Origin of the sequence: Methanolobus sediminis, from assembly GCF_031312595.1 — an archaeon.
Lineage (GTDB): Archaea > Halobacteriota > Methanosarcinia > Methanosarcinales > Methanosarcinaceae > Methanolobus > Methanolobus sediminis.
Genome location: NZ_CP133592.1, coordinates 2,151,514 through 2,177,443, shown reverse-complemented (window position 1 = coordinate 2,177,443; position 25,930 = coordinate 2,151,514). Strand labels below are relative to the sequence as shown.

Genomic DNA, 25,930 nt, shown 5'->3' with positions numbered 1-25,930 from the left:
GTGTAAATATTATATGATATTGATTTTCTGCTCAGATATTCAACAGGTGAGCTTCCCTGAGTTCAGATGCTTTCTGGCAGGCAAGTGACACAGCCTTTAACAGCTTTTCCTCGGTAAGTGCGCCATCGCCGCTCTTCTGCATTCCTGATATAGAGCCATCCTGATTTGAAACAATGGTTATGCGGGTGTCACAAACAGTTTCTTCATCAAGGTCAGGATCAACCATCATCTCACCGCCGATGTCTACCAGCGTAACTGAAATAGGCATATCCCTTATAGGCATTGGCATGTCCTCACCACGGCCTTCGCGTTCACCAGGAACAACGGCAGTCAGAAGGGCAGCTATTGCGCCCAGAGAGGACACATCCTGAATATTACCCTCATTGTTGAGAACATGGATATCTATGAATACCATCCAGACTTCTTCTCCCTCCGTAATACACAACTTGTTTAAATCAATTGCGCCTGATTCACGGATTCCCCTGTCGGTGACACGGGCCATTTCAATGGCATTCTCTTTTGGAGGACCTGCCTCAAAATCAGGAGAAGCTATCGGATTTAGTTCCATACTTGTAATAATGACACCCTGATCAGCAGAGTCAGGGAAAGGTGTACCTACCTGTAGTTTTACTCCTACAAGGATCTCGGTACCACCCATCTTTATCCAGGCGGAACCTTCAGCTTTTTCTATAACATTGGTTCTGATCTCAATATCCCTTATCTCATCAAAAGCACGTCCATCAGCACGCTGACCTTTGAGCATAAGGTTGTAAATGTAATCTTTCTTAAGTACTGACATTACTTCGTTGCCCATGATCTCACCTCAGGCCTTCTCTTCATCATCTTCATCCTCTGTGGCATCCTCTTCATCCACATCAGTGAAAGACTCTTCAAAATCCTCTACCAGCTCGACAGCTTCGAAATCAGAATGAGATTCTACTGAATCGAGGTCTTCATCTTCATCGTCCTCAGATTCAGGTACATCTTCTTCTTCATCAACTGAATCCTCGTCAGCATCTTCAATCTCTTCTTCCTGATCAGCATCATCGTCGGATTCAACTTCAATTTCGTCCTCATCTTCAACATCATCCTCGGATGGTTCAAGAGTGGATTCCACAAGGGCAGAAACATCAACGTCTTCATCATCATCAGAGATCTCTACATCATCAAGTTTTGTGAACTTGTTTCTAAGAGTCTCCTTCTGTATCTCCATAATCTGGCGACATCCTTCCTTGCACATCTCAATTGCCTGTTTGAACTCTTCAGGAGTAACGTCACCGTCCATCTGAACAAGAGTAATCTCGCCATCAGATGTCATAGCCATTGGGATGTCAGCATCACCATAGTTGTCTTCGGGCTTGTTAAGATCAAGTACAAGCTGTCCGTCAACCTTTCCTACTGCACATGCAGAGACAAGCCCTTTCATAGGAATACCTGCATCAGCAAGAGCCATACAGGCTGCGTTGATAGCTGCAGTCCTTGTACCTGCATCAGCCTGGAGGACCTCAGCAAAAACATCGATCACTGCACCAGGATAAAGGTGAGTAAGCACTACAGGCTCAAATGCCTCACGACTTACCTTTGATATCTCAATACTTCTTCTGCTTGGACCTGGTCTTATACGGTCCTCTACAGAAAAAGCTGCCATATTATAACGGTATCTTATCAGTGCAGAATCAGCTTTCTGCAATCTTCTTGGGTGAAGTTCCCTTGGACCATAAACAGCCGCAAGTACCTTGTTCTTACCCCATTCTAAATAACATGAACCATCAGCCCTGGAGAGTACACCTATCTCCATTTTCATTGGCCTGATCTCATCAACACGTCTGCCGTCCAGACGTAATCCATTTTCATCAATGAACTTTTCAGGTTTATCACTCATATTAATTCTCCAATATTCTCACATTCTCCCTGATCAAAAAGAGTTACTCTGGTCAATCATCATCTTCCAGAAGAGCATCCACTTTTCGGTAGGTATCTTCCCTTATCTCACTTTCGTTCTCTGCGTCTTTTTTATCTTCTGTGAGATCTTCTTCTAAAACAGCTTCATCCTTCTCAGAAACAGGTTCTTCCTCACCTTTCAAAAAAAGAGATATCCTATCTGTCAATCCTGATGTGTGAGAATGTTTCATTATAAGCTCGATAGCCTCTGTGAGAAGGTCCATTTCACTATCTTTTCCATTTATCCATATTCTTCCGTTCTGGCCTACGAATACCTCACAATTTGTCTCTTTCTTAAGCATAGATACCATAGAACCACCATGTCCTATGATACGGGGGACCTTCGTAGGAGTTACTTCAATAACACGGCCAGTACCAAGAGCTCTCAGACCGCGTTCTCTCATGGTCAACTCGACCTTCATGGATGAACTTACATCTTTTACACGAAGCAAGACAGATGTGCCTATGCCCATGTACTCCGCCATCTTTTCCTGTTCAACACGTCTTGGATATTCAGACACGTGCAATAAACCGTCATATGGCGATCCAATATCAAATATCCAGTTAGAGGGGGTTACATCTATAACCGTACCAATAACGTAATCCCTGGAAGAAGGAATATACTTTCCGGAAAAAGGAATGACTGACATCTTCTTCTTGGAATTCTTAACTCCGTATAAAAGAGAATAGACTTTTCCGTCCTTTACATATGTACCAGGACCTGAATCCGCCTTATTTTCAGACAAAAGTTGTCCAGGAATTACAATTTCACGTTCCATTATGGGGCCTCATAATAATTTAGTTTCAGCATCCCCTTTTGTAAGATGATTCACAAGGCCATAGAAATCATTCTGCAGGCCAGCAGGCATTTTAATCACGGCTACCCATGAGCCGTCACTCTGCCATTCATTCTTTACAAGGGTTGCAAAGCCGGCAATCTCTCCATAGGATTTTGCCGCATATTCACCCGGAATCTTTACAGCTACATCGACCTCTTCAAACCTTATAGGAATTATCGGACGAATAGCTTTCATTACAATATTTACCTGCTCATCTACGCCTTTCAAAGGATCGATGTGAATCTTTGCCTCTTCCATCGCCTTTTCAATTCTGGCAGGTGGATGAGGTGCCCTTGTCTGGGGGTTAATAGCATTTTGTGCAATAATGGTTATGACCTGTCTGGTCTTCTCTTCAAGAATCTGTTTTCTCTGCTCTTTTGTGAGCTGGAGTTCACCATGCAATATAATTTGCCTGGCAACATCCATGACATCACTAGTTTCAAAAGCATTTAGAAGTTCAGATTCCCCGGCATTGTCTCCCTGCGCAGCATCAGTAAATACTGATTCTACAGCAATGACATCTTCCATATTGACATCTTCGCCTCTTTTCAGTGAAAATGCACCTTCCGGATCAACTAAAACCTCGAAATGATGCTTACCTTTCTTGAGCCTCGCAATAACAGCCTCGTCAAGAGATACCATGTTAGTTCGCCCCAATAATTGCTTTAATTATTCCTCAGACTCCTCGCTTTCAGAGTCTGCACTTTCTTCTTTCACATTATCCTTAAGCTCTTCGCGAACCCTGGAAACAAAACCAGCAACCTCCTCTTCAGAAAGCTTTCTGAACTGGCGGTCATCAAGTGTTACAACACCAAGCTCAAGGGTAGCTGCATCAACCTTTCCTTCTGTAGAAGTGTAAAGGGCCTTCATACCAAGCATAATTGCAGCATCAATGTCCATATCTTCATGATAATCTGCCTCAAAGATCTCCATGAAAGCGTTCCTTCCCGCACCAATGGCAGTTGCCTTGTACTCAAGCAATGCACCGCTTGGGTCACTCTCAAAGAGACGTGGGCGTGAATCATCAACACCTGCAATAAGAAGAGCTGTACCGTATGGACGGACACCACCATACTGTGTGTACGTCTGCTTGTGATCGCAGATCTTCTTGGCAATAACTTCGACACCTATTGGTTCGTCGTATGAGACCATGTTTACCTGAGCTTCGACTCTTGCCCTGTCAACAAGAGCACGGGCATCAGCTACAAGTCCTGAAGTGGCAACACCTATGTGGTCATCTATCTGGAAGATCTTCTCAATAGATTCTGCTTCTATCAACCTGCTTGTGATTCTTTTGTCTACAAGCAATACCACACCATTCTTTGCTTTTACACCGGCTGCGGTTGTGCCTCTCTTAACTGCTTCTCTTGCATATTCTACCTGGAAGAGACGTCCGTCAGGACTAAAAACTGTGATGGCTCGATCATACCCCATCTGTGGCGTCATTTGCATCTTCACTTCATCTCCTGATTTATTTATAAATAACAGAATATATACGATAACTAACTGAAATACGCTCTCTACTCATTTATATGTGACTGTTCTTCGGGGTTTAATACATCGACACCCTCTAAATACTTTTTTGTTGCACCAAGAACAGTGCCTGATACTCCAAGAACATGGAGCAGAACTCGTTTTCCTTTTACATTTGTGATAGTGGCCATAACAGCCCTTGTCTGTGATACATGATCACGTTCACAGCTTATTACACCTTTATTATCATCAAAGGCAAAAAGCCATATATTACACTCGCTTGAACCAAGGTCACCAAGAAGACTTCCTGATGCTGAGAATATCTCACGGATAAGTTCATCCCTGCTTATCATTGAATCTCCTTCAGCTATAAGCTCAAAGGCGAGATAACGCTTATTTTCCCGCATGGTCGGAGGCAGTATTTTCATTGCCCATCACCTTCACCAATAGCATCTCCCGACATACCATCTACAATTTCCACACCCTCAAATACATAATTGGACGAGGGGCGATTCCTTGAGATAATGCTTTCCGGAGTGTCAGACAGTCCACGGACAGCTTCCTCCTTTGTCATCCCAAAAAGTTGTGCAAGAGCTATTAATTCCCTTGGTGCACGCAAATCGTAGCAGGATCTTGCATTGGACGTTAGTATAAACGGAACATCGTATTTACGGACAATTGCCAGATCTTTTCTGAAATTGGACAAAGTCCTGACCCTTCTCCCTCCACGCTGGCTGATAACTTCACCAAGATCAAATGAAATTGCAACATTGTTATCACTTGCAGATTTTGCAAGAACATGATTAAGACCATTGTCCTTCATTGATCCAAAACCACAAAGAACGTCCACATTGGAGTTCTCAACAGCTGCACGGTTAATATTTTCACTACCACCGTGTACAACAATAACATCGGTGTTCTTACGATATTTTCCCACCATACCATGTAAGCGGGAAGGGTTATCTACCCTTATCTCAACACCACTGAAAACTTCAAGATCATTTACTATCTTCGCCTTTACAGGTTGAGAGCTACCGGAAGGATTGGTAATGGCAATTCCAGAAAATTCCAGTCTGGAAGAAAAAGCAGCCATTTCTTCGATCGTGTTCTTACCTTCTGGTGCAGAGTAAACGTTCAGATCATAAAAAACAGGTCTAGCCAAACAATTCCTCCACTATCAGCCCCGCCTGAAGACGGTTCTTCGGATAAGTGGCTATTTTTACTTTGACAGTAATGGCATCGGATGACGAACTAAGCACCAGTTTCCCTAGGAAAGCTGCCTGTTTGTCAAACCTCATATGGAATAACTGGTCATCATCTAGCCTGTCAGGCATTTCACTGCGCAGGTCTTCTACATCTTCAGGGCTCATGTTTTCCCTGATAAACCTGGCAAGTTTTACAGAATCCGATTTGCGTGAGATCTGCGAACTGAGCATCACAGACGGATTACCATAGTGACCTTCAATATCAGTTACGTCTACAAGTTCATCGGTAACATCATCGTCGGACATGCCGGTGGCATTCCGTAAAAAGAAGTCCAGGGCACCACGTACCCTGGAAAGATCCTCAGTAGAGTGCGCGATCACGCGCAAGTTAATATAGTGGATCACTTGCCCCTGTTGAGGTTGGATCTCAGGCTTGGCCTGGTCTTTTCAGTACCGGTTCCACGGGTCATCATACCTCTGCCCTTGCGGCCTGCGCTGGTCTTACCGCGGTGTGCACGTCCCTTGTGGGTGTTGTCACAGATCCAGTTGAGGTTCTTGTCACTCTTGATTACAGGGTGGCTTGGGTCTACAAGGATAACCTCGTACCACTTGGATTTACCGTCGTCGCCTACCCAGTATGAGTTGAGAACTTCCATGTTAGGGAATTTCCTGTCAGCACGCTGTTCAGCGATTCTCTGAATGCTCATTCCACCAGTGATCTTGTTCTTACCCATGCGCTGTGTACGTCTTCCACGGATGTATCTGGACTTTCTAAGACCTCCTCTGCGTACCTTTACACGAGCTACAACGATACCCTGCTTTGCCTTGTATCCAAGGGAGCGGGCACGGTCAATACGAGTTGGACGCCTGATCTTTGTTACAGATCCTTCTCTTCTCCATTCCTGAAGTCTTTCCCATCTAAGCTCACGGACATATGTGTTGTCCGGGTCTTTCCATGCGTCTCTTACGTATGAATAAAATGATTTTGACAAATTAGTTCACCTAAGTTTCATTTCTAGTTTCACGGTTCAACTTTTGAAAATTACAAAAGCTACATTCCCACGGGACTAATCCCGACAATGAAACAGGACTACTACTTAACCCAATTGAATTTAAACCTTTGCACAATTCAGAGATAAAAATGCAAATTACCAGCAGAGAAATGTAAATTTATATAATGTTGACATGGTATTTTAGTAAAGACAATTCCCAGAGGAAAAAGATGAACATATCAAAACTGAACTACTATGTCGACATCTTGCTGGCTGTATTATTCATTGTAGTTGCCATTACAGGTTTTGTATTATACCTTGTCATCCCTTCAGGAGTACGACAGGGAAGATATCAGGAATTTATAGGCATTACCAAAGTAACATGGACACTTATTCACAACAGATCAGCCATACTGCTTACATTACTTACTGGTCTTCATTTCGTCCTGCACAAAAGATGGATGTGCTGCATGACAAGAAACCTGTTCAAAAGAGAAGGAGACCGGAAAAACACCGAGTGCGAGATGATAAACGTTTAAATAAAAAGCTCAGGATTCTAATTACTCATTTCAATTACTCAAATTTACTCAGATCTTCCCCTGAACGCAGGATACCGGTAATTTTACCATCGTTATCCATCAGGACAACATCATACCAGCGCATAGGGATTTCTTTTCCATCTTTTGCAAGGACAACGTGCTCGGCAAATTCCTGTGGTTCGGATTCACCGGAAATAATTTCAGTAAACTCATCCCGAAGTTCGGAACCTTTTCCTTCCGGTACAAGGAATTTAATGAAATCATGGCCAATAAGTTCGAACTCATTGTAACCCAATACTTCGTTACCTTTACGGTTCACAAGATTGATCTTCATATCACTGTCAAGTACAAAAACAACAAAACCTGCAATATCAAGATAATTCATTGCCTCGTTCCTCTCTGCAAGAATCTTATCCTGAAGGTGCTTTATACGCAGGAGAGATTTTACCCTTGTCACAAGCTCAAGACGGTTTACAGGTTTTCCGAGGAACTCATCCGCACCAACCTCAATACCTTTTATACGGTCATCCTTGCCAGACAGTGCAGTAACCATCACCACTGGCAGGAATTGTGTCTCCACTGACGTCTTTAAAACCCTGCATACCTCATACCCATTCATATCAGGCATCATCACATCAAGCAGAATAATATCCGGCTTTTCGGTTTTGACCTTATCCAGCGCTTCCTGCCCGCTATATGCAGGAATAACATCATAATCTGATTTAAGGTAAAGTCCCATTAGCTCTACTATAGCCTGCTCGTCGTCAACAATGAGTACTTTATCCCTGTAGTGCATGAATCATAGGCTCCTTTTTACACGTAAATTAAATAAATACATTGCAATATAAATTTAATGGTAATTGTCCCATCTTGTTGTATTATATAAGTAAAATTATTTTAAATTTTACTATTAATTATATAGTTCTATCTACATATATAGTTTAGGCATAGAAAGAGTTACTCGCCCTGTTTTAGGACAACTAAATCAAGAAAATAGATGGGGTTGGTGAGATTCGAACTCACGATCGACGGGTCTCTCCGAACAGCTGAAAAAACAGCTATAGTTCTCATGAGCACATATCAGTGCTCCAACGGTTCCTCACAAACCAACCCCGTCGGGTTAGTCTCAGTAGACCCGTTGTTCATCATTTATCCGCTGGAGCCCATCGCCATGCCGGGCTAGGCCACAACCCCATAAATTCGGGTAGTATCCCCTGAATACATCTTATCAAAGATATATTTAGCGGTACTACACGCCTACGCTTATATATCTTCACCGGCAACCCGGGCGAGATCCCCGAATTTGCACAGCTCATCACAGAGTTGCTCGATCTTTGAGCGTAACTCTTCCATTGAATATCCATACATGGCCGTGAGGTAAATAGCGCCACCTGCACCTACACCTTCTTTCACAAAACCTACCTCATATTGCTGCAGACCTTTGAATGAAGACTTTCCAAATTCAGGATCTGCTCCTTCATAATCTGCACCAATCTCAGTTACCAGTTCCACAAAGTTGGCAGTTTCATCACGAACCACATAACTTGTAGTTACTATCTTTACGTTGTCAGTAGGATATCCCATGTGTTTAATGGCAGCGAATATCGATGCCATCTGAGTGCCGCCTGCAAGGACCACAGGTGTGTCACCAAGTCCTGCAGTAATTCCTGCAACTGCAACCATCATAGGATCACCTACGGAAGCTATTGCCTTAAGAGGATCATCACTCAGAGAACCAAAAGTGATTCCTGATGAGACCAAAGCATCCCTCACAACCTCTTTTTTAAGTGTCAGAGGATTTGCATCGGAACTGCTGCTAACGTTCCCATCATAACCAAGTGCCTGCAATAATGCATTTGCAGTGGTTGTTCCCGCAGGGATACTTTCACCGATCATGATGAAGTCATGTTCCTTTGCAAGCTTCTCTCCAAGCTTGAAAGCGTTATCAAAAGCTTCCTGTACATTGTGCACAGCAACCGGCTTTCTGATGTCACCACCTGGCTTCCCTCCGATATCTACAAGAGGAACCTGTTTAGCCGGAAGCACCTTCAGACCTGAATTCACAAATATATGAGGCACACCTGTTATCGAAAGTGCTGCACGTGTGATGAGTGCAGGTGTAGGTGTGTCATATGGAGGTGTCATAGGTAAGATAGGAATATCAATAATAGTTCCTGTCTCAAGAACCTCTGCATCACCGGCAGGCGTATAGTCTGTCAGTTTTGCAGTCTTTCCTGCTGCGGAAAGACCTTCGATATATGCAGTCTCCGTATTTCCAAGGACACAGACGAATAACGGTTTTTCAGGTAACCGGACTTTTTCAGGTGATAACGTATCCATACCAATCGCCTAGATGTATTTTACAGGGAGTATATGACTTTTTCCTGACAAACTCAGTATGTCCTTGCAACATACACCTTGGTGCTGGCATCTGCGCCACATACAGGACACTTGCCCTTACACTCTTCCTGATCAGTTGGTATTCCAAGTATTCCTGCACCAATCTCATCTTCCAGTTTCAGGCCACATTCCTTGTTGCCACACCAGAAGATCTTTGCAATACCTTTTGGAAGATTCTCTTTGACACCATCAAGGTCATCACAGTCAAAGACACGTGAATAGACACTTTCCTTTGCCTTTTCATAAAGTGAATCATGAATATCATCAAGCATTGAAGACACATCATCAACAATTGTATCCAGAGAAAACTGCTGTTTCTCCCCGGTATCACGACGTGCAAGCATAGCCGCATTGTTCTGGAGATCCCTTGGACCAAGTTCAAGTCTTACAGGCACACCTTTCATTTCCCACTTGTAATACTTGGCACCCGGACGGTCGTCACTTGCATCCATTTTGACGCGAATTCCCACTGCCTCGAGTTTACTCATTAACTCTTCACATGCTTCAAGTACGCCTTCGGCTTTCTTGAAAATGATAGGAATAATGACAACCTGAACAGGAGCAATTGCTGGCGGAAGCACAAGACCCTTGTCATCTCCGTGCATGGAAATAAGAGCAGCTATGGAACGCTCGGAAACTCCATAACAAGTCTGATGAGCATAGACCTGTTCGCCTTCAGCGTCTTCATAAGTAATATCAAAAGTTTTTGCGAAATTGTCACCAAGGTGGTGGGCAGTACCTACCTGGAGAGTCTTTCCGTCAGGCATCAGTGCATCGGTTGCAATTGTATAATCTGCACCAGGGAATTTATCCCAGTCAGGCCTTTTGGATGCAAGTACAGGTACAGCAAGCTGACGATAGAACTCAGTATATATTCTGATAGCTTCATCGACCTGTGCTGCCGCATCGTCCCATGTAGCATGGACTGTGTGAGCCTCTTTAAATGAAGTGATCTCACGGAGCCTGATAAGAGGACGTGTGTGTTTTGTCTCATACCTGAAGGTGTTGACTATCTGGTAGAGCTTAAGTGGCAGGTCTGCATGTGACCTGATCCAGAGCTTGTACATTGGATAGATTGCAGTCTCACTGGTTGGACGGAGTGCAAGCTTCACATCAAGCGGAGTCAGACCACCATGTGTTACCCAATAAACCTCATCTTCAAATCCTTTGATGTGCTCTGCTTCTTTCATGAACTCATTTTCAGGAATAAGGAGTGGGAACATTGTTTCCTGATGATCTTTGTCAAGCAGCCTGCGCATGATATCATAAACATTTCTTCTGATGTTGAATCCGAATGGGAACCATACATAAAGTCCCTTTACAGGATAACGTACATCCATGATCTCGCCCTTTAAGAGCAGATCGTTATACCATTCACTGAAATTCTCTTTAGAAGGAAGTGCAGCATCTTTTTCTTGCTCTGCCATTTATTCACCTTATAAGTTTCATACTTGATTTGGCTACAATAACTAATACATTGCTTATAGCCATTTCCTTTCATAGCCGGACTGAGGCAGATGGCACTACTGACCTGAAATTCTAAAATCAGATATAAAAACAACTATTCGGATTGAACAGAAATTTCTGATAGGAAGGAATAAAAAGAAGAATTAAAAGAAAAATGAAATGGAAATCTTAATCGATTAGGTTTCAATCTGTAATGCGGTGCTCTGAATCACTTGCATCCAATTCCATCTCAGAAGAATTTGCATCAAAGACGATCATGCCTGTCTTAAGACAGCCAGCCTCCTCAGGAGCAAGTACACAAGATTTCACCTTTTCAGAAATGATTGCACTATTACCGAATGGATCCTCTATGACAACGGTTATTTGTCTTTGCCCTTCAATTGCATCCCTGAGGAATTCCTGGACTTCAAGACCACGTAATCGTTTTTCTTCATCATCCTCACACCATTTGGTTGCTGTGATAACCACACTGAGAATTCTGTCAAGTATACCCTCAATATTGGTAATGTATGATTCTGATATTGAACCCGGTTCAACATCAATTCCAAGCTCTGGTATCCTGATGGTACCTGAAGTAGAACGTACTACCCTGCTGTTGAGGTCTTCAAGACCCTCCACCAGCAGTTCATAACGCATTGGCTCTTTCTGGGAAAGAATAAGAGTGTCAGCAAACCTGAAACTGCAACTGCATGATGCGGTGATGTACATTACCTCACCAAAATAAGGAATTTCATCACCCTGCCAGCTGATGATCAGCTCTTCATGGCAGAGAGGACATGAAGTCCTTGTTACAAATTTCTGACAGGAATAGTTTTCGCTCAATATCTGCCACCAATGATCTTTGACCTGTCGATCTTGATACCTGTTGGAGTTACAAGAACCTGGTCTTCCTTGATACCGGCGATATCGCCATGAACATCCATTACTACTTCCTTGAGATCCTTCAAAGCACGGTCAAGTAATAACTTGTCAACCTTGATGTTTGAGATGTCTATCATTACGATGTTACCGTCATATATCTCTTTTTTGAGTGCGGTCAGCTCATTGAGGTTTGTAAGTTCTGCAACACGGATGTAAGTCTCTGCAGGCTCGTCATCCATTACCTCTTCGTACTTGGTAAGGTCAAGTTCAGTATACTCATCCTCAGTGGTTGAGCTTTTGCTGCTGCCACCAAACAATTTGTTAACAATATTTGCCATAATTCGCCCTCATGTATTCAAAAACACTGTTATATTAATAGCACTAATACTTAAAATGTTACCGGATTGGATTGCGTATACCGGACCATGTCAGTATTATCTGCCGGTGATATTTAGTTACTGCTATTTAATGGTATTAACTGACAATTATATTTAATCTCATCCTATTTTAATGATTTCTTTTAGATGTCAAGATTCCAGAGCTTGTCGCCTACATAATGAATGGACTTCACACCTTTTCCAGTGTTCCCTTTCATCTCAGCACCCGGAATCAATGCAGTTCCAATGGCAAGAGGTTTGCTGTGAGCTTCCTCAATAATGATGACCGGATCGCCTTCCTGAATATTATCATCTGCAGCAACTATACCAGGACACATGATATCAGCACCATTTACTACAAAACGCACGGCACCGGAATCAACCGTTACCACATTCTTCATCAGACCAAGCTTCAACACTCCCCTTACAGTAGGAAAGTAGAATTCATTTATCTGGAAAAGCAAAGGTTCACCGTCAACCAGTATCAGAGACAGATCATCTATGTTTGCGGTTTCAAACTTACTATTTTCCAGTTGTTTTACATCATCTCCGAAAACAGATGTAATATCACTTAAAAGCTGGTTCTTTGCAGACTTCCTTAACTGTACCCTGGACTTTATTTTCAACTTATCACCTGTCAGATAAGATATTTTGAATTGGATTGTTTATCGATAGTAATCTTGTAATTAATAGATAACTCTATTAGTAATTCAATTGATCTTACTAATTATACTACGAAAATAAGTAAGGGATGCTTTAAAAGAGTTATGTGGAACACATAAAGCATCCTGAAACAGTATTTACTGAATATTCCTTATCGTTGCGATATTATCGATATATTATCTGATAATCACAACAGGAATTCCGCTGATGTCAAGAACATCCACAGCCCTTCCTGCAGAAACTACCTCTTTCTCGATCTCCACGCATTCAGGTTCAAGCTCGATAGTCTGGCCATCTACTTCAACGACAACCTTACCATTTGCTACCTCATCTGCAACCTTCTTTGGATTTGCATCTGTAAGTGCATTGATAATTGCCTTGGCCTGTCCTCTGAATTTAGGACCGATCATACCCATGTTTGGCTTAACATTCACAGGTACGTGCTCGAAGTCAGGTTCACCGTCGATCATCTCTACAGGAGAATTGGTAGCTCCAAGTACGTCTGTAAGGTCATCAAGACTTCCGTATATCTCGATCTTTTCAAGAGGAGCGTTCAGTGCCATTCCATGCTCGGACTTGTAGCGTCTTACATTACTTGCAATCTCTTTGATGAACTCTCCGGATTTCTCCACATCTTCATCGATAAGTGAATCACAAACTTCAGGCCATGCCTGAACGTGAACACTACCCTCACCAATGCGTGAGAACATTTCCTCCGCAAAGAACGGAGCGAACGGTGCAAGCATGCGTGAAAGCGCATCAATAGCCACATACAAAGTGTACCTTGCTGCCTTCTTTCCAGCTTCATCATCACCATAGAGACGTGCCTTTACAAGCTCGATATAGTTGTCAGCAAGGACATCCCATGTGAAACCCCTTACAGCCTTGAAAGCTTCATCGAACTGGTATTTTTCCATTGAATCGGTTACTGAAGCTATGAGCCTGTTAAGGTTGCTCAGGAGCCATTTGTCAACGATCTTAAGTTCTGAAACATCAAGGGCACTGTGTTCATATTCCTCAAGGTGGGACATGCTGAACCTGTAAATACTCCACATCTTTGCGAAGAACCTTGATGCTGAAACGACATCTTTCCAGCGGAACATTACGTCTGAACCTGGTGAACCACCGATTGCAGCCCACTGTCTGAAAGAGTCAGCACTATAATCTTTAATTACTTCTTCAGGTGAGATGACATTACCAAGTGACTTACTCATCTTGTGCCCATCCTCACCAAGAACCATACCGTTGATAAGAATAGCATCCCATGGCCTCTTGCCCTGAATTGCCATTGACCTGAGAATTGTATAGAATGCCCATGTCCTGATAATATCGTGACCCTGTGGGCGTAACTGAGTTGGAAGCCTCATTTCGTGGTCTGTGAGCCAGCCTGAAACATGTAGTGCTGTTATTGATGAATCCATCCATGTGTCCAGAACATCTTCTTCTGCCTCGAAATCTGTACATCCACATTTACAGGCTTCCGGTGGCTGCTGTGTTGTTGGATCGATTGGCATCCACTCTTCCTTTGCAACCATTGTTTCGCCACAGTCCTTACAATACCATACAGGAATCGGGGTTGCGAAAAGCCTCTGACGGGATATACACCAGTCCCATTCCATAGTGTTGTTCCAGTTGTCAAGCCTGACCTTCATGTACTCTGGCAGCCACTCGATCTCATTTGCTGCCATTGCGATCTCTTCATTAGGAATCTTAATGAACCACTGGCGTTCGGAGAGGATCTCAATAGGAGTGCTGCATCTCCAGCACATACCGACATTCTGATCCAGTGACTTCTGATCATAGAGATAACCTTCGCTCTTGAGGTCTTCGATTATTGCCTGCTTACATTCTGGAATTGTCATTCCCTGGTACTTGCCTGCAATCTCGGTCATAAGACCCTGTTTGTCAATTGCCTTGCGCAGTGGAAGACCGTGCTCCAGCCACCATCTGACATCCTGTTTGTCACCGAAAGTACAGATCATAACAACACCTGTACCAAATGTTGGGTCTACAGCCTCGTCCCCAATGACCTTTACCTCATGTCCAAAGAGAGGGACTTTCACAGTTGAACCGATGTGCTGTTTGTAGCGTTCATCTTCTGGATTAATCACAACTGCAACACAGGCTGCAAGTAATTCCGGTCTTGTGGTTGCTATCTCAAGACCATCGAAGTGCAGGAAATTGAGCTTTGTTTCCCTTGCATCATATTCAACTTCTGCAAAAGCAATAGCAGTTTCACATCTTGGACACCAGTTTACAGGGTGCTCAGACTGATAGAGACGGTCCATATCGTACATCTGCCTGAAAGACCTCTGGGTCTTGGAATAGTACTCAGGTTCCATTGTCACAAACTCGTTGCTCCAGTCTGTGGAGAATCCGAGGTTGAGCATGGTCTGTCTCATCTTCTCGATGTTACCAACTGTGAGTTCACGGCACATATTCCTGAACTCTTCCCTTGGAACCTCATTCTTAGTAATGCCGTGGATTTCCTCTACCTTTACTTCGGTAGGAAGACCGTGACAGTCCCATCCCTGTGGGAACATCACATTAAACCCGCACATACGCTTATATCTTGCAACAAAATCGATGTAACACCAGTTAAGAGAGTTACCGATGTGGAAATTTCCGGTAGGATATGGTGGCGGAGTATCAATGAGGAACTGGGGTCTGCTGTTATCTTTCCAGTCAAAGTGATACATGGTCATATCCCATGAATCGCGCCATTTAGGCTCTATAATGTGTGGGTCATATTCTTTAGGAATTGTCATTGTGACTCTCCGGTAAATGCGATAAAATGTAATTAGATGTATTTGATATATGTGTGAAATTCATCAATTCATTGAATGTATTGATTGTGTTTTTATCCTAAGTGGTGTAAGATTATTTAAATTATCTGGTTAGACCAGGAATACCGGAGCATGCTGATAAACATATTTATGCGAACCGGAAGGAACATGATAATAATCTTACCTCTTTTAAAAAGAGGCTGCCCTTGCACAAAAGAGTATCTTGCAGAAAAGAGTATCTTGCAGAAAACTCCACGGACAAGAGGTCATTGGTGTACGATCGAAAGCAAACATTTCCTTGACGAATGGGTGATGATACCGTCTGGAACATATGCCCTATATTCTGCCCGGTTATGTGCAAAAGACAAGCCACCCACTGTGACGAGAATTTAGTATATCAAATTTACGATTTTATTTTTACAATATGCACAACTGCACACAATAATACACAAATAATCGTAGACATCAATCTGTAAACCATTGCAGGCGTGGTACCTCCGTATTTTGAATGAAAATATCAGGAGACCGAAAGCACTTTATAGAAATCTCTTCAATTGTATGCAGGGGAAGCAGAAGGGTTAATCCGGTGATATAATGACCAGAAAAGTAGCTATTTTTGCTTTTAACGGAGAGGAGATGTGTTTCATCCATTCCCTGATGAATGCACTTGATATGAAAGATAAAGGATATGATGTTAAGCTTATAATCGAAGGTTCTGCGACCCGTCTTGTGAAGGAGGCAGAAGGTGAGAAAAAACCATTTACTGCCCTATACCTCAAAGCAAAGGAGGCAGGACTTATCGACTGCGTATGCAGAGCATGTGCATCCAAAATGGAAAGCCTTGAAAGTGCGAAAAATCAGGAACTTCCGCTATGCGATGAAATGTTCGGACATCCAAGTATGGCTCGATATATTAATGACGGCTACGAGATAATCGTAGTTTGATCATTTATACATATCAGAACAGATAGTGAAACAGCATTAAGAATGGAGATTGAAAATGTTAAGTGAAAAGATGATAGCAGCCCTCAACGGGCAGATCAATAAGGAGATGTATTCCGCATATCTTTATATGGACATGTCAGCTCACTGCACATATGAAGGGCTTGACGGTTTTGCCAACTGGTTCATGGTTCAGTACCAGGAAGAAATGACCCATGCAATGAAGATATACGATTATGTGAACAACCAGAGTGGAAAAGTTGTACTTGAAGCAATTGAAAAACCACCTGAAAGCTTTGGAACTCCGTTAGAAATGTTTGAAGCGACACTTAAGCATGAACAGTTCATTACAAAATCAATCCATGATCTTGTGACCCTTGCAAACGAAGAAAAGGACTATGCCACACAGATATTCCTCCAGTGGTTCGTGACAGAACAGATCGAGGAAGAAGCTAATGACAATGAACTTATTGCAAAACTCAAGCTCATAGGAGACGATGGAAACGGCCTCTACATGCTTGACAAAGAACTCCTGACAAGGGTGTTCACACCACCAGCTACAACAAGCGAGTAAACAGAATCACAGTTATCAAAAACACAAAATCTGACAAAAGGTGAGATAAATGGAATTTGAAGAAGCACTTAAAGGAAAGGAAGTTGAAGGTAAAGAGAAGCATGTCCCTGAGATTGATATCATCAGAGGACATGGCCAGGCAAAGGCAGACTTTGTACGTGTAACTGTCGGAAAGGAAGTAAAACATCCGAACACTGTTGAGCACCACATCGAATGGGTCGAGCTTTACGGCATTACAAAGGATGGTAAGATGGTAGATTTTGGAAGAATGAACTTCGAGCCTGTTTACACCGAGCCTACAGCCTCATTCCATGTCAACAACATTGATGACTTCAAAGCATTCTGTGCACTTGAATACTGTAATATCCACGGCGTGTGGAAGAACTGTATTGAAGTTTAAATAATTGAGTGAAAAATCTACAATTTGTGGTATCAGTCGCCACATCTTTTTTATACTTGTCCATTTCCATCTTTTACAAGAACATCATGCAAATGAGTTTTTAAAAAGAGGGAAAACAGTGATCAGAAAACTTATTGGAAAACTTGCATTCCTTGCCATTATAGTCGGTATCATGGCAGTGATTATACTAAACTATGTAACACCCTACATGCATGCATAAAAGAAAAAAGGTTACTTAAGAATCGTCGTAACCTATCTCTTCCTTGGTAAGATAACATGCAGGATCGTCTGCCCAAGTGTTGCCATAGATAGCTTCCGCCCTTACACGGAAGTTCCCGTTACAGACATCTAACCATTTACAATGGGCACACCTGTCAGCATTTTCCTTTATCAGAGGCTTACGGTCTTTTAGTCCTGCCATGAGTTCATCGCTTGTATCTCTCCAGATCTCGCTGAACTTGCGGTCCCTTACATTGCCAAATGTGTAGTGTCTCCAGAACTGGTCAGGATGTACTGAACCATCCCAGGATACACATCCAAAGCCAATTCCAGTGGAATTGCCCCTGTTCATGTTCAATAGTTCAAGAACTTCAGCGGCTCTCTCTGGATCCTCTTTCAGAAGACGCATGTAGATGTATGGACCGTCACAGTGGTTATCCACAGTCAGTACTTCAGCTTTGAAGCCTTTTGCATGAAGCTCTCTTGTTTTGTCCATAAGCAGGTCCACAGTCTTGCGACTCTCTTCAAGGCTCAGGTCTTCATTGACCATCTCAGAGCCACGGCCTGAATATACCAGATGGTAGAAACAGATACGTGGAATGTTTTCCTTTTCCATCAGGTCAAATATTGCAGGAATATCATGGACATTATGGCGATTGATGGTAAACCTGAGTCCTACCTTGATGCCTTCTTTCTGGCAGTTGTGCAGACCTTGGAGTGCTTTGTCAAAAGAGCCTTCAATACCACGGAACTTATCGTTTGTTTCCCTCATGCCGTCAAGAGAAATACCTACGTAAGAAAGACCAATATCCTTGAGCTTTTTTGCCATCGCTTCTGTGATCATGGTACCGTTTGTTGAAATTACAGCCCTGATGCCTTTTGAACGTGCATAGCCTGCAAGTTCAGGCAGGTCTTTCCTCATTAGAGGTTCGCCGCCTGAGAAAAGTATTACAGGACAACCGAAATCTGCAAGGTCATCTATGAGAGCCTTACCTTCCTCGGTAGTCAGTTCATTTTTGTATTCTATGTCTTTTGAGTGAGCATAACAATGGACGCAGCGAAGGTTGCAGCGCTGGGTGACATTCCAGACTACAACTGGTTTTTTATCCTTTGAGAACTGGAGCAAATGTGATGGGAGTTTTTTAGAGTCACGCCCATATCTGAGCGCGTCCGAAGGCTCCACGGTTCTGCAATAAAGTTTTGAAATTCCTATCATAATCGGACTCCGAATAAAAGATAAAAGAAGATTGTTCTATTATATGCGAAACTCCTATACCATCATCCTATATTATATCTATGGTATAGAGAACTTTTTATTCAAAAAATAAATAATGGGAAATGCTAATTCAGCATATCCTGAACTTTTTTGAGAATATCCTCGAATGTGAATTTTCCAGGAGTCACTGAAACCTTCACACCGTAACCCTCAATGGTCTTTGCAGTTGGTATGCCGATGGCTGCAACGATGGAATTGTTCATGATATTTATCACTTCATCCTTTGAAGACTGGTCCACAGCATGCTCAAAGAAATTGCGCACCATCATGGAACTTGTAAATGCGAACACATCAACCTCACCTGCAAGTACCTTTGCAATGAATTTTTCCTGCTCGTTACCTTCAGGTTTTGTCAGTGTGTAAACATTTGTCTCGTGCACCTCAGCACCGCAGTTCTTCAGGCCTTCAATCAGAAGCGTTGAACCGTAGAAACTTCTTGCAGTATCAATGACTTTACCTTTTACATCAGGACAGAGATACTCCACAAGACCCTCTGAACTATAAACTCCCGGCATGCCAAGTACGTTTATATCCATGTCATCCAGCGCCTTGCGAGTAGTTGGTCCTATGGCAATAACTTTTGTGGAATTAAGGGCAGCAATGAATTTCTCATGCTCATCGGCGGGGATCTTATCCAGTGTGAAATCTATGCCGTTTGCACTTGTGAATATCACATAATCCGATTTCCCTGCCATTACCCTTTCAACAAAGCTATCGAAAAACTCATCCTTCATACCTTCAAGCTCAATCATTGGAACTGCAAGCGGTTCAAAACCCATATCCTGTGCAAGTTCCACTGAATCTTTCAGGTAACGTTTTGGCCTCATTATAGCAAGTACAGGTCTTTTGGACTTTTCTGTCAAAGGTAACACCTTCTAATCAAAATAATTAGAGACCTGTTCGCCAAGAATATCGTGCAATGATACAACATTACCAATTATGGTAATTGCAGGTGCCTTTACACCTCTCTCCTTTGCAACTTCTGCTATATTCTCAAGGACACCAACGGTCACGCGCTGGTCAGGTCTTGTACCTCTCTCAATAAGAGCAACAGGAGTTTTTGGATCCTTGCCGAATTTCATAAGTTCACCGACATTCCTGCCAAGCATTTTTACACCCATGAAAATAACAATGGTACCATCGAATTTTGCAAGTGTTTCCCAGTCAAGAGCTGTTTCCTCTTTAGTAGGATCTTCGTGACCTGTGATGAAAGTCACCATTGATGCATGATCCCTGTGGGTAACAGGTATGCCTGCATATGCCGGAACTGCCACAGCTGATGTAATACCTGGAACGACCTCAAACTCAATCCCTTCTGCAATGAGTTCCTCAGCTTCTTCTCCACCACGGCCAAACATGTAAGGATCGCCACCTTTGAGGCGTAGTACGTTCTTTCCTTCCTTTGCCTTCTGTATGATAACAGCATTGATCTCATCCTGTGTGAGTGTGTGATCACCTGCATGTTTACCTGCATCGATCTTTTCAGCGCTGTCAGGAATGGAATCTATTATCGCCTTACCCGGAAGCTGATCGTATACAACTACTTCAGTTGTATCAAGTAACCTGCGTGCCTTAACTGTCAATAATTCCGGGTCACCCGGGCCTGAACCAACCAAATAGACTTTACCATATTTCTGGGCCATGTTAGTGAGATCCTCTTAATCTTTATCAGAATGGTAATGAACTTACCAAGTTATAAATATGCATCGTCTTGAAAAGACGGAAAACAAGGTAACTTTATAAGTAGTCTAAAAAGCAGAACCTGATAGATAAACAAAACCAATGTGACAAAAAGATTTGAATAAGAAAAATCAAATCTTAATAAATATAAATGGAGTGCCGTACCGTTAGATACCGCACCTTTTCCAACCCTAAAAATCTATTTTTTGCTCAGTATGTAGAACAACATTTCTTTATTTAGTTTACCTTCGCGCTCAAGTTTACTTACTATATCCTCATCAGACATGCCTTCTGATTTAAGCTCTTTGATCTTATCAAGCAGCGCCGGAGCGATACTATAATACTCGTTGATGTCTTTCCTGTGGCCCCAGACATCACCTTCAATGAGCTTAATACCCTGCATTTGCATGAACATCTCGATGGACTTTGAGACTGTACGCCTGTAAGAACTCGGGATCTGGATAACTTCCACTTTAGGACAGGTCTGGACCAGTGAAAAAATATCCTTGTTCGATGGTCTGAATGCAAGATGGATAACCTTCTCACCTGGATTCAGATGTGGTATCTCCTCTCGCGAACTTACAACTCTTATTTTCATAAGTCTCCCTCACCTCCAGTTCGTTGAGAACTTATTAAAATAATGTATGTATTCACCTATTAAATAATTACCGATTTAAAAATCAAAAAAATAGAAAGGTAATTTACTCGAACCTTGTTCTAACGGAATCTGCATGTGCCTGCAGACCCTCTTTTTCAGCAAGAGCAATTACAGGCTCTTTCAAAGTTTCAAGTCCCTGCTTGCTAATTCTCTGGATACTTGCAGACTTCATGAAGTGCGCAAGGTTCAGTCCGGAATATATTCTGGCATATCCTGCGGTAGGCAACACGTGATTTGTACCTGATGCATAGTCACCGACAGGAACCGGGGCGTAGTTCCCAACGAATATGGAACCTGCATGTTCGATACCTTCAAGGACCTCATCATCGTTTTCCACCATGATCTCAAGGTGCTCGGGTGCAAATTCATTTGAGAACTTGATACATTCATCCATTGAGTCTACTATAAGAATTGCGGCATTTGCAAGGGAAGTATTCACAATCTCAGTCCTGAGGGTCTTTTCTGCCTGTTTAAGTACTTCAGCTTTGACATCTGCAGCAAGTTTCTCGGAAGTTGTAACAATAACAGATACTGCATTAGGATCGTGCTCTGCCTGGGCGATCATATCTGAAGCTGCCATCCTGGCATTGCATGAATCGTCAGCTATGATAAGCACTTCACTTGGACCGGCGGGGAAATCGATCTCAGCCATATCTCTCACCTGCATCTTTGCAGAAGTGACAAAAACATTGCCAGGACCAACTATCTTATCAACCTTCATGACGGTTTCAGTACCGTATGCCATACCGGCAACTGCCTGCACACCACCGATCTTATATACATGATCTGCTCCGGCAACTTTTGCTGCCGCAAGAGTGAGAGGATTTACTTTCCCGTCCTTGCCCGGTGGAGTACACATAACAACATTCTTAACACCGGCAACTTTTGCGGGAACTATGGTCATTAAAGCTGTGGAAGGATATGATGCCCTGCCTCCCGGCACATAGGCTCCGACACTTTCAAGAGCAGTAAATTTCTGTCCAAGTTCAATTCCCGGTGAGACTTCAATGAACCATGTCTTTTGTGGCATCTGGGCCTCATGGAACCTGCGGATGTTGCCAGCAGCGAATTCAAGGTGCTTCATCAGTTCAGGATCAATGCTTGCCGCAGCCTCGTCAATCTCTTCCTTTGTAACTTCGACTGCCTCAATATCAGCACCATCGAACTTCTTAGTATATTCACGCAGGGCTGCATCACCATTATGCTTTACATCTTCAAGGATAGCTGCAACTGTATCTTCAACATTTGCAAGATCTCCGCCACCACGTCCTATCAGTTTGCTCTTTTCTTCATCGGTAAGTTCGGATAGTTTCTTGTAAAGCATAGTATTTCCCCTGAGGTTTGTAAATAGTTAGTAATGATGTGTTTAAAGATAATGATTATTTTCTGATGCTTATACCTGTTCATCATATATAACGCTTAGAACATGCACTCGTTCAGCCATAAAGACCAATAGCCTATTTTTCAAAATCACTGAAAGTGCTCTGCTCTCTTTCCATAAGCGAACTCATGGTTTCGGACTTTATGCCATCTCCTGAGCCGGATGGCCTCAATCCTGAAGTAAGACCAAGTTCCTCAAACAGTTTCCTGGCAGTCTTTGGACCTATAAGTTCGGAAACAGTTCCAATATCTGAGCTTTTGATGGCCTGCACTGTTTTTAGTCCACTGTCATAGAGCTTACGTGCACGTACACGACCAATTCCACGGATGCTCACAAGCTCGATAAGATCGGAAGAGGCTCCATAGTGTATCCTTTTTTCCAGCAGGGCAACATGACTGGAAATGTCTTTTGCCATTTCGGGAGCAATGAGTCCTGCAAGTCTGGAAGTTGAATGCATGAGCCACTCTGCAATATCGGCAAATGCATGGACATCACCCTCACCAACACCGAACTTCTTTGTTATCTGGTCAAGAGACTTCTCGTTAATCCAGTCCTCTACCAGAAGAGCAGTTTTCACTTCAGCCATGAACCACTCATAATCAACTTCCTTTGACCTTGGAGGAATCTCCACAAACTCATCGCTGCGAGCCATGATAATATCATTGATTACTTCATAATCACTGGCCCTCATGTAGAGCTGCCTCATATCCGGTGTTTTGCATATAAGATGCAAAAGAGTCATGTCTGTAATGTTCTCAGCTTTGGCTTTTTTCAGCCCGTCGACAATGTAAGCACCAGAAAGTGGATCGATATAGAGTGTTGATACAAGTCTTCCAAGTACTGTTGGCAACAGAGTATCTTCACCCTCAAGCATACCATGGATTCTCAGGAAATCAAGACACTCATCCACAACATCCATGATTCCCCATGTGTCATTCTGGTGAGCAAAGAACGTGGCTTCTATAAATTCAAGAAGACCATCCCTTGTTGTTGCAAAACCGTTGACGATTGTAGAAAGAATATGGGTTCTCAGTGCGTTCTCTGAACCAAGCTTGGACCAGATATCCTCTGCATCAGCATCAATATAGTTGTCAAAAAGCCCTGTCATTTCATTATAGGATTTTGCGATAAGGACGGATTCACCATAAGGATCAAGATGCGGCCTGCCTGCACGACCTGCCATTTGTTTGTAATCAAGAACAGGGATTGGCTGCATACCATAATTTGGATCGTAACGTCTGTAACTTCTGATAATTACCCTTCTTGCAGGAAGATTAAGTCCTGCTGCAAGGGTCGGAGTGCTGGAAATTACCTTTATTTTGTTAGCTCTGAATCCATCCTCCACAATTCTGCGGTGTGCAGAATTGAGCCCTGCATGATGGAAAGCAGTTCCGTTCCTGACGCACTTTGCCAGTTCATTGGCTGCTTCGGTCTCACCATTCTCTATAATTTCCTCAACAAGTTCATCAAGTGCTTTCCTTGTTGGTTTGTCCAGAGTTTCAGCCACCTTTGTGCCTGCCCTTTTGGCAAATGAAACACTGTTCTTGCGGCTGCTTTCAAAAACAAGGCACTGACCGCCTTCTTCTAAGGTGTCAAGCAGAATGTTAACTGCATCATCCTGTGATCTGGCCTCGATGCGTTTCTGTGAACCATGGAAATTGATATTTCCATTAAGATAGACACCTTCCTGGAGGCGTGTTGGTCTCCATTCACTGAGAACAAGTTTTCCTTTCAGCCAGTCTGCTATCTCATAAGCATTGCCCACGGTTGCTGAAAGAGCGATTATCTGGCATCCTGGATTCAGTTTCATGAGTTTTGTGAGAGTTACTTCCAGTGTCGGACCCCTGTTGGCCGAATCAAGCAAATGCACCTCATCAACTACAATTGTGGTAATCTCCTGCATCCAGGAAGTCTCATTACGCAATAGAGAGTCTGTTTTTTCAGATGTAGCAACTATGATATCATTGGAACCGAGCCATTCATCCCTTGATTCAAAATCACCTGTGGATATGCCAACCCTCAGACCTCCGTTTCCTTCTCCTTTTACTGAAACTGATGAGAATGTTCTGAAACGGTCGAACTTCTCACTTGCAAGTGCACGCAAAGGAACTATATAAAGAGCCTTTCCTCCATTTGATATTGCTTTTAGCATTGCAAGTTCTGCAAGAAGAGTCTTTCCTGAAGCTGTAGGAATCGCAGCCAGCAGGTTTTTTCCTTCAAGTAACCCTTTTTCAATTGCCTCGGCCTGAGGAGGATAGAGTTCTTCTATGCCGGAGTCAAGGTAAAAACGTATAACAGATTCCGGCAGATCCAGGGATTCAATCTTCATGATAACTCTGTTTTAAGAGAGGGTTATATCTAATTAAAATTGCCCTGATCATGGATTGTAGAATGTGATGTCAGTTGTAATTTCAGTTTTTTGACCTCAAAAAAAGAAAGCAGCAAAAATGCTGCCAATTTCAGTTATTTTCCTTGGCATCTGCCACGTAGTCATAAAGCAAAGCTGCAATCACAGCGCCTGCGATCGGACCGATTATGTAAATTGGGAACTGCCACCAGAGATTCGACCCTCCAAGAAGGAAATCTGCAAGATACGGTCCGAAAGTACGTGCCGGATTCAGGGATGAGCCGGTTATATTTCCAACTACGATAATGTCCGCAGCTACCACAAGACCGATTGCAAGCCCTGCAAAACCTGCAGGTGCCCTTTTATCCACCGCAGAACCCATAATTGTCAGCATCAGGAAAAAGGTTGCAACCGCTTCACATAGTATAGCCTGGCCGTAACTAACACCATCAAACATCGCCGTGGCACCAAGACCTGTGGCAACTGCCCTGCTTCCCAGTATTGCAACAATAGTGAAAGAAGCAAGGCTTGCACCGATTAGCTGGGCGACGATGTAACCAAGCATATCTTTTGCAGGGAAACGTCCTGTTGCCCATAATGCAATGCTTACAGCCGGATTGATGTGTGTTCCTGATATATGGCCAAAGGCGTATATCATTGCAATTATCGCTATGGCAAAAGCAATGCCTATGGCAAACCATGCTGCGATATCAATACCCACGTTAAAAGTATTGCCAGGTATTGAATCTGTACCCTGAAGAAGTAGGACGGTTGTGACTACGGACCCTGTTCCCAGGAAGACCAGCACATATGTCCCGATCAGTTCGGCGATGGATCTTTTTAATAGACCCGGTTCTGACATGTAATCACCTGCCTGAAAACAAAATGTGCCTTAAAAAGGCACATCTGT

At 43.0% G+C, this 25,930-nt stretch carries 27 protein-coding genes and 1 tRNA gene; 4 read left to right on the top strand and 24 right to left on the bottom strand.

Annotated features, from left to right (window positions below):
- Positions 1–31 precede the first annotated feature (31 nt).
- The 9 genes from rrp42 to RE474_RS10785 all read right to left on the bottom strand — a co-directional run bounded on the left by rrp42 (position 32) and on the right by RE474_RS10785 (position 6,450).
- Positions 32–814 (bottom strand): exosome complex protein Rrp42, encoded by a 783-nt coding sequence (rrp42, locus tag RE474_RS10825; RefSeq protein WP_309310379.1) that lies wholly within the window; start codon positions 812–814, stop codon positions 32–34.
- A 9-nt stretch (positions 815–823) separates the two neighbouring features.
- Positions 824–1,882, bottom strand: a complete 1,059-nt coding sequence (gene rrp41, locus RE474_RS10820; protein ID WP_309310378.1) for an exosome complex exonuclease Rrp41 — start codon at positions 1,880–1,882, stop codon at positions 824–826.
- A gap of 52 nt (positions 1,883–1,934) precedes the next feature.
- Positions 1,935–2,720, bottom strand: coding sequence for an exosome complex RNA-binding protein Rrp4 (gene rrp4 / locus RE474_RS10815; protein ID WP_309310377.1), 786 nt, complete (start codon positions 2,718–2,720; stop codon positions 1,935–1,937).
- 9 nt (positions 2,721–2,729) lie between these two features.
- Entirely contained in the window at positions 2,730–3,422 is a 693-nt protein-coding gene (locus tag RE474_RS10810) for a ribosome assembly factor SBDS (protein WP_309310376.1), read from the bottom strand.
- Positions 3,423–3,449: 27 nt separating this feature from the next.
- Entirely contained in the window at positions 3,450–4,232 is a 783-nt protein-coding gene (gene psmA, locus RE474_RS10805; RefSeq protein WP_309312249.1) for an archaeal proteasome endopeptidase complex subunit alpha, read from the bottom strand.
- Between the two features lie 68 nt (positions 4,233–4,300).
- Positions 4,301–4,681 carry an Rpp14/Pop5 family protein gene (locus RE474_RS10800; RefSeq protein WP_309310375.1) on the bottom strand — a complete coding sequence of 127 codons (381 nt, stop codon included), beginning with the start codon at positions 4,679–4,681 and terminating at the stop codon, positions 4,301–4,303.
- Positions 4,678–5,415, bottom strand: a complete 738-nt coding sequence (rnp3, locus tag RE474_RS10795; RefSeq protein WP_309310374.1) for a ribonuclease P protein component 3 — start codon at positions 5,413–5,415, stop codon at positions 4,678–4,680. Before rnp3 ends, RE474_RS10800 begins: the two co-directional genes overlap by 4 nt.
- Positions 5,408–5,839: an RNA-binding protein gene (locus RE474_RS10790; protein ID WP_309312248.1), complete on the bottom strand. Its 432-nt coding sequence runs from the start codon at positions 5,837–5,839 to the stop codon at positions 5,408–5,410. Before RE474_RS10790 ends, rnp3 begins: the two co-directional genes overlap by 8 nt.
- A gap of 20 nt (positions 5,840–5,859) precedes the next feature.
- Entirely contained in the window at positions 5,860–6,450 is a 591-nt protein-coding gene (locus RE474_RS10785; RefSeq protein ID WP_309310373.1) for a 50S ribosomal protein L15e, read from the bottom strand.
- A gap of 230 nt (positions 6,451–6,680) precedes the next feature.
- Between RE474_RS10785 and RE474_RS10780 the strand changes: the two genes are divergently transcribed.
- The gene (locus RE474_RS10780) at positions 6,681–6,989 is read left to right on the top strand and encodes a DUF4405 domain-containing protein (RefSeq protein ID WP_309310372.1); all 309 of its coding nucleotides are present in this window, start codon (positions 6,681–6,683) and stop codon (positions 6,987–6,989) included.
- Positions 6,990–7,023: 34 nt separating this feature from the next.
- Here RE474_RS10780 and RE474_RS10775 read toward each other — a convergent pair whose 3' ends face one another.
- From RE474_RS10775 to RE474_RS10740, 8 genes are all read right to left on the bottom strand, one after another.
- The gene (locus RE474_RS10775; RefSeq protein ID WP_309310371.1) at positions 7,024–7,785 is read right to left on the bottom strand and encodes a response regulator; all 762 of its coding nucleotides are present in this window, start codon (positions 7,783–7,785) and stop codon (positions 7,024–7,026) included.
- 202 nt (positions 7,786–7,987) lie between these two features.
- A tRNA-Trp gene (locus tag RE474_RS10770) sits at positions 7,988–8,183 on the bottom strand.
- A 69-nt stretch (positions 8,184–8,252) separates the two neighbouring features.
- The gene (gene cobT, locus RE474_RS10765) at positions 8,253–9,329 is read right to left on the bottom strand and encodes a nicotinate mononucleotide-dependent phosphoribosyltransferase CobT (RefSeq protein WP_309310370.1); all 1,077 of its coding nucleotides are present in this window, start codon (positions 9,327–9,329) and stop codon (positions 8,253–8,255) included.
- A 53-nt stretch (positions 9,330–9,382) separates the two neighbouring features.
- Entirely contained in the window at positions 9,383–10,816 is a 1,434-nt protein-coding gene (gene proS, locus RE474_RS10760; protein WP_309310369.1) for a proline--tRNA ligase, read from the bottom strand.
- A gap of 223 nt (positions 10,817–11,039) precedes the next feature.
- Entirely contained in the window at positions 11,040–11,681 is a 642-nt protein-coding gene (locus tag RE474_RS10755) for a ZPR1 zinc finger domain-containing protein (RefSeq protein ID WP_309312247.1), read from the bottom strand.
- Positions 11,675–12,055 (bottom strand): cell division protein SepF, encoded by a 381-nt coding sequence (locus tag RE474_RS10750; RefSeq protein WP_091709819.1) that lies wholly within the window; start codon positions 12,053–12,055, stop codon positions 11,675–11,677. The genes RE474_RS10755 and RE474_RS10750 overlap by 7 nt, the downstream gene beginning before the upstream one ends.
- Positions 12,056–12,237: 182 nt before the next feature.
- Positions 12,238–12,720, bottom strand: coding sequence for an RNA-binding protein (locus RE474_RS10745; RefSeq protein WP_309310368.1), 483 nt, complete (start codon positions 12,718–12,720; stop codon positions 12,238–12,240).
- A gap of 213 nt (positions 12,721–12,933) precedes the next feature.
- Positions 12,934–15,525: a valine--tRNA ligase gene (locus RE474_RS10740; protein WP_309310367.1), complete on the bottom strand. Its 2,592-nt coding sequence runs from the start codon at positions 15,523–15,525 to the stop codon at positions 12,934–12,936.
- A gap of 612 nt (positions 15,526–16,137) precedes the next feature.
- Between RE474_RS10740 and RE474_RS10735 the strand changes: the two genes are divergently transcribed.
- From RE474_RS10735 to RE474_RS10725, 3 genes are read left to right on the top strand one after another with little or no spacing between them, the layout of a single operon-like run.
- Positions 16,138–16,488 (top strand): DsrE family protein, encoded by a 351-nt coding sequence (locus RE474_RS10735; protein WP_309310366.1) that lies wholly within the window; start codon positions 16,138–16,140, stop codon positions 16,486–16,488.
- A 55-nt stretch (positions 16,489–16,543) separates the two neighbouring features.
- A complete protein-coding gene (locus tag RE474_RS10730; RefSeq protein ID WP_309310365.1) occupies positions 16,544–17,059 on the top strand; it encodes a ferritin in 516 nt (171 codons plus the stop codon).
- Between the two features lie 49 nt (positions 17,060–17,108).
- Positions 17,109–17,459, top strand: a complete 351-nt coding sequence (locus RE474_RS10725; protein ID WP_309310364.1) for a desulfoferrodoxin family protein — start codon at positions 17,109–17,111, stop codon at positions 17,457–17,459.
- Positions 17,460–17,694: 235 nt separating this feature from the next.
- On the opposite strand, the gene ahbC is transcribed toward RE474_RS10725, so the two are convergent.
- The 7 genes from ahbC to RE474_RS10690 form a co-directional block, all read right to left on the bottom strand.
- Positions 17,695–18,894, bottom strand: a complete 1,200-nt coding sequence (gene ahbC, locus RE474_RS10720) for a 12,18-didecarboxysiroheme deacetylase (protein WP_309310363.1) — start codon at positions 18,892–18,894, stop codon at positions 17,695–17,697.
- 125 nt (positions 18,895–19,019) lie between these two features.
- The gene (locus RE474_RS10715) at positions 19,020–19,817 is read right to left on the bottom strand and encodes a uroporphyrinogen-III synthase (RefSeq protein ID WP_309310362.1); all 798 of its coding nucleotides are present in this window, start codon (positions 19,815–19,817) and stop codon (positions 19,020–19,022) included.
- 12 nt (positions 19,818–19,829) lie between these two features.
- Positions 19,830–20,597 (bottom strand): uroporphyrinogen-III C-methyltransferase, encoded by a 768-nt coding sequence (gene cobA / locus RE474_RS10710; protein WP_309310361.1) that lies wholly within the window; start codon positions 20,595–20,597, stop codon positions 19,830–19,832.
- 236 nt (positions 20,598–20,833) lie between these two features.
- A complete protein-coding gene (locus tag RE474_RS10705) occupies positions 20,834–21,232 on the bottom strand; it encodes a DUF1699 family protein (RefSeq protein WP_309310360.1) in 399 nt (132 codons plus the stop codon).
- 103 nt (positions 21,233–21,335) lie between these two features.
- Positions 21,336–22,616, bottom strand: coding sequence for a histidinol dehydrogenase (gene hisD / locus RE474_RS10700; RefSeq protein ID WP_309310359.1), 1,281 nt, complete (start codon positions 22,614–22,616; stop codon positions 21,336–21,338).
- A gap of 133 nt (positions 22,617–22,749) precedes the next feature.
- A complete protein-coding gene (locus RE474_RS10695; protein WP_309310358.1) occupies positions 22,750–25,002 on the bottom strand; it encodes an ATP-dependent DNA helicase in 2,253 nt (750 codons plus the stop codon).
- Between the two features lie 130 nt (positions 25,003–25,132).
- Positions 25,133–25,882: an MIP/aquaporin family protein gene (locus RE474_RS10690; protein ID WP_309310357.1), complete on the bottom strand. Its 750-nt coding sequence runs from the start codon at positions 25,880–25,882 to the stop codon at positions 25,133–25,135.
- Between the last annotated feature and the right edge of the window lie 48 nt (positions 25,883–25,930).

Coding starts and splice junctions, on each gene's coding strand:
- RE474_RS10705 (WP_309310360.1), bottom strand. CDS start 21,232: ATGAAAATAAGAGTTGTAAGTTCGCGAGAGGAGATACCACATCTGAAT.
- RE474_RS10725 (WP_309310364.1), top strand. CDS start 17,109: ATGGAATTTGAAGAAGCACTTAAAGGAAAGGAAGTTGAAGGTAAAGAG.
- RE474_RS10775 (WP_309310371.1), bottom strand. CDS start 7,785: ATGCACTACAGGGATAAAGTACTCATTGTTGACGACGAGCAGGCTATA.
- RE474_RS10690 (WP_309310357.1), bottom strand. CDS start 25,882: ATGTCAGAACCGGGTCTATTAAAAAGATCCATCGCCGAACTGATCGGG.
- ahbC (WP_309310363.1), bottom strand. CDS start 18,894: ATGATAGGAATTTCAAAACTTTATTGCAGAACCGTGGAGCCTTCGGAC.
- RE474_RS10800 (WP_309310375.1), bottom strand. CDS start 4,681: ATGAAAATACTGCCTCCGACCATGCGGGAAAATAAGCGTTATCTCGCC.
- psmA (WP_309312249.1), bottom strand. CDS start 4,232: ATGCAAATGACGCCACAGATGGGGTATGATCGAGCCATCACAGTTTTT.
- cobT (WP_309310370.1), bottom strand. CDS start 9,329: ATGGATACGTTATCACCTGAAAAAGTCCGGTTACCTGAAAAACCGTTA.
- RE474_RS10730 (WP_309310365.1), top strand. CDS start 16,544: ATGTTAAGTGAAAAGATGATAGCAGCCCTCAACGGGCAGATCAATAAG.
- hisD (WP_309310359.1), bottom strand. CDS start 22,616: ATGCTTTACAAGAAACTATCCGAACTTACCGATGAAGAAAAGAGCAAA.
- rrp41 (WP_309310378.1), bottom strand. CDS start 1,882: ATGAGTGATAAACCTGAAAAGTTCATTGATGAAAATGGATTACGTCTG.
- RE474_RS10735 (WP_309310366.1), top strand. CDS start 16,138: ATGACCAGAAAAGTAGCTATTTTTGCTTTTAACGGAGAGGAGATGTGT.
- cobA (WP_309310361.1), bottom strand. CDS start 20,597: ATGGCCCAGAAATATGGTAAAGTCTATTTGGTTGGTTCAGGCCCGGGT.
- rrp42 (WP_309310379.1), bottom strand. CDS start 814: ATGGGCAACGAAGTAATGTCAGTACTTAAGAAAGATTACATTTACAAC.
- rrp4 (WP_309310377.1), bottom strand. CDS start 2,720: ATGGAACGTGAAATTGTAATTCCTGGACAACTTTTGTCTGAAAATAAG.
- RE474_RS10750 (WP_091709819.1), bottom strand. CDS start 12,055: ATGGCAAATATTGTTAACAAATTGTTTGGTGGCAGCAGCAAAAGCTCA.
- RE474_RS10780 (WP_309310372.1), top strand. CDS start 6,681: ATGAACATATCAAAACTGAACTACTATGTCGACATCTTGCTGGCTGTA.
- RE474_RS10740 (WP_309310367.1), bottom strand. CDS start 15,525: ATGACAATTCCTAAAGAATATGACCCACACATTATAGAGCCTAAATGG.
- proS (WP_309310369.1), bottom strand. CDS start 10,816: ATGGCAGAGCAAGAAAAAGATGCTGCACTTCCTTCTAAAGAGAATTTC.
- RE474_RS10695 (WP_309310358.1), bottom strand. CDS start 25,002: ATGAAGATTGAATCCCTGGATCTGCCGGAATCTGTTATACGTTTTTAC.
- RE474_RS10810 (WP_309310376.1), bottom strand. CDS start 3,422: ATGGTATCTCTTGACGAGGCTGTTATTGCGAGGCTCAAGAAAGGTAAG.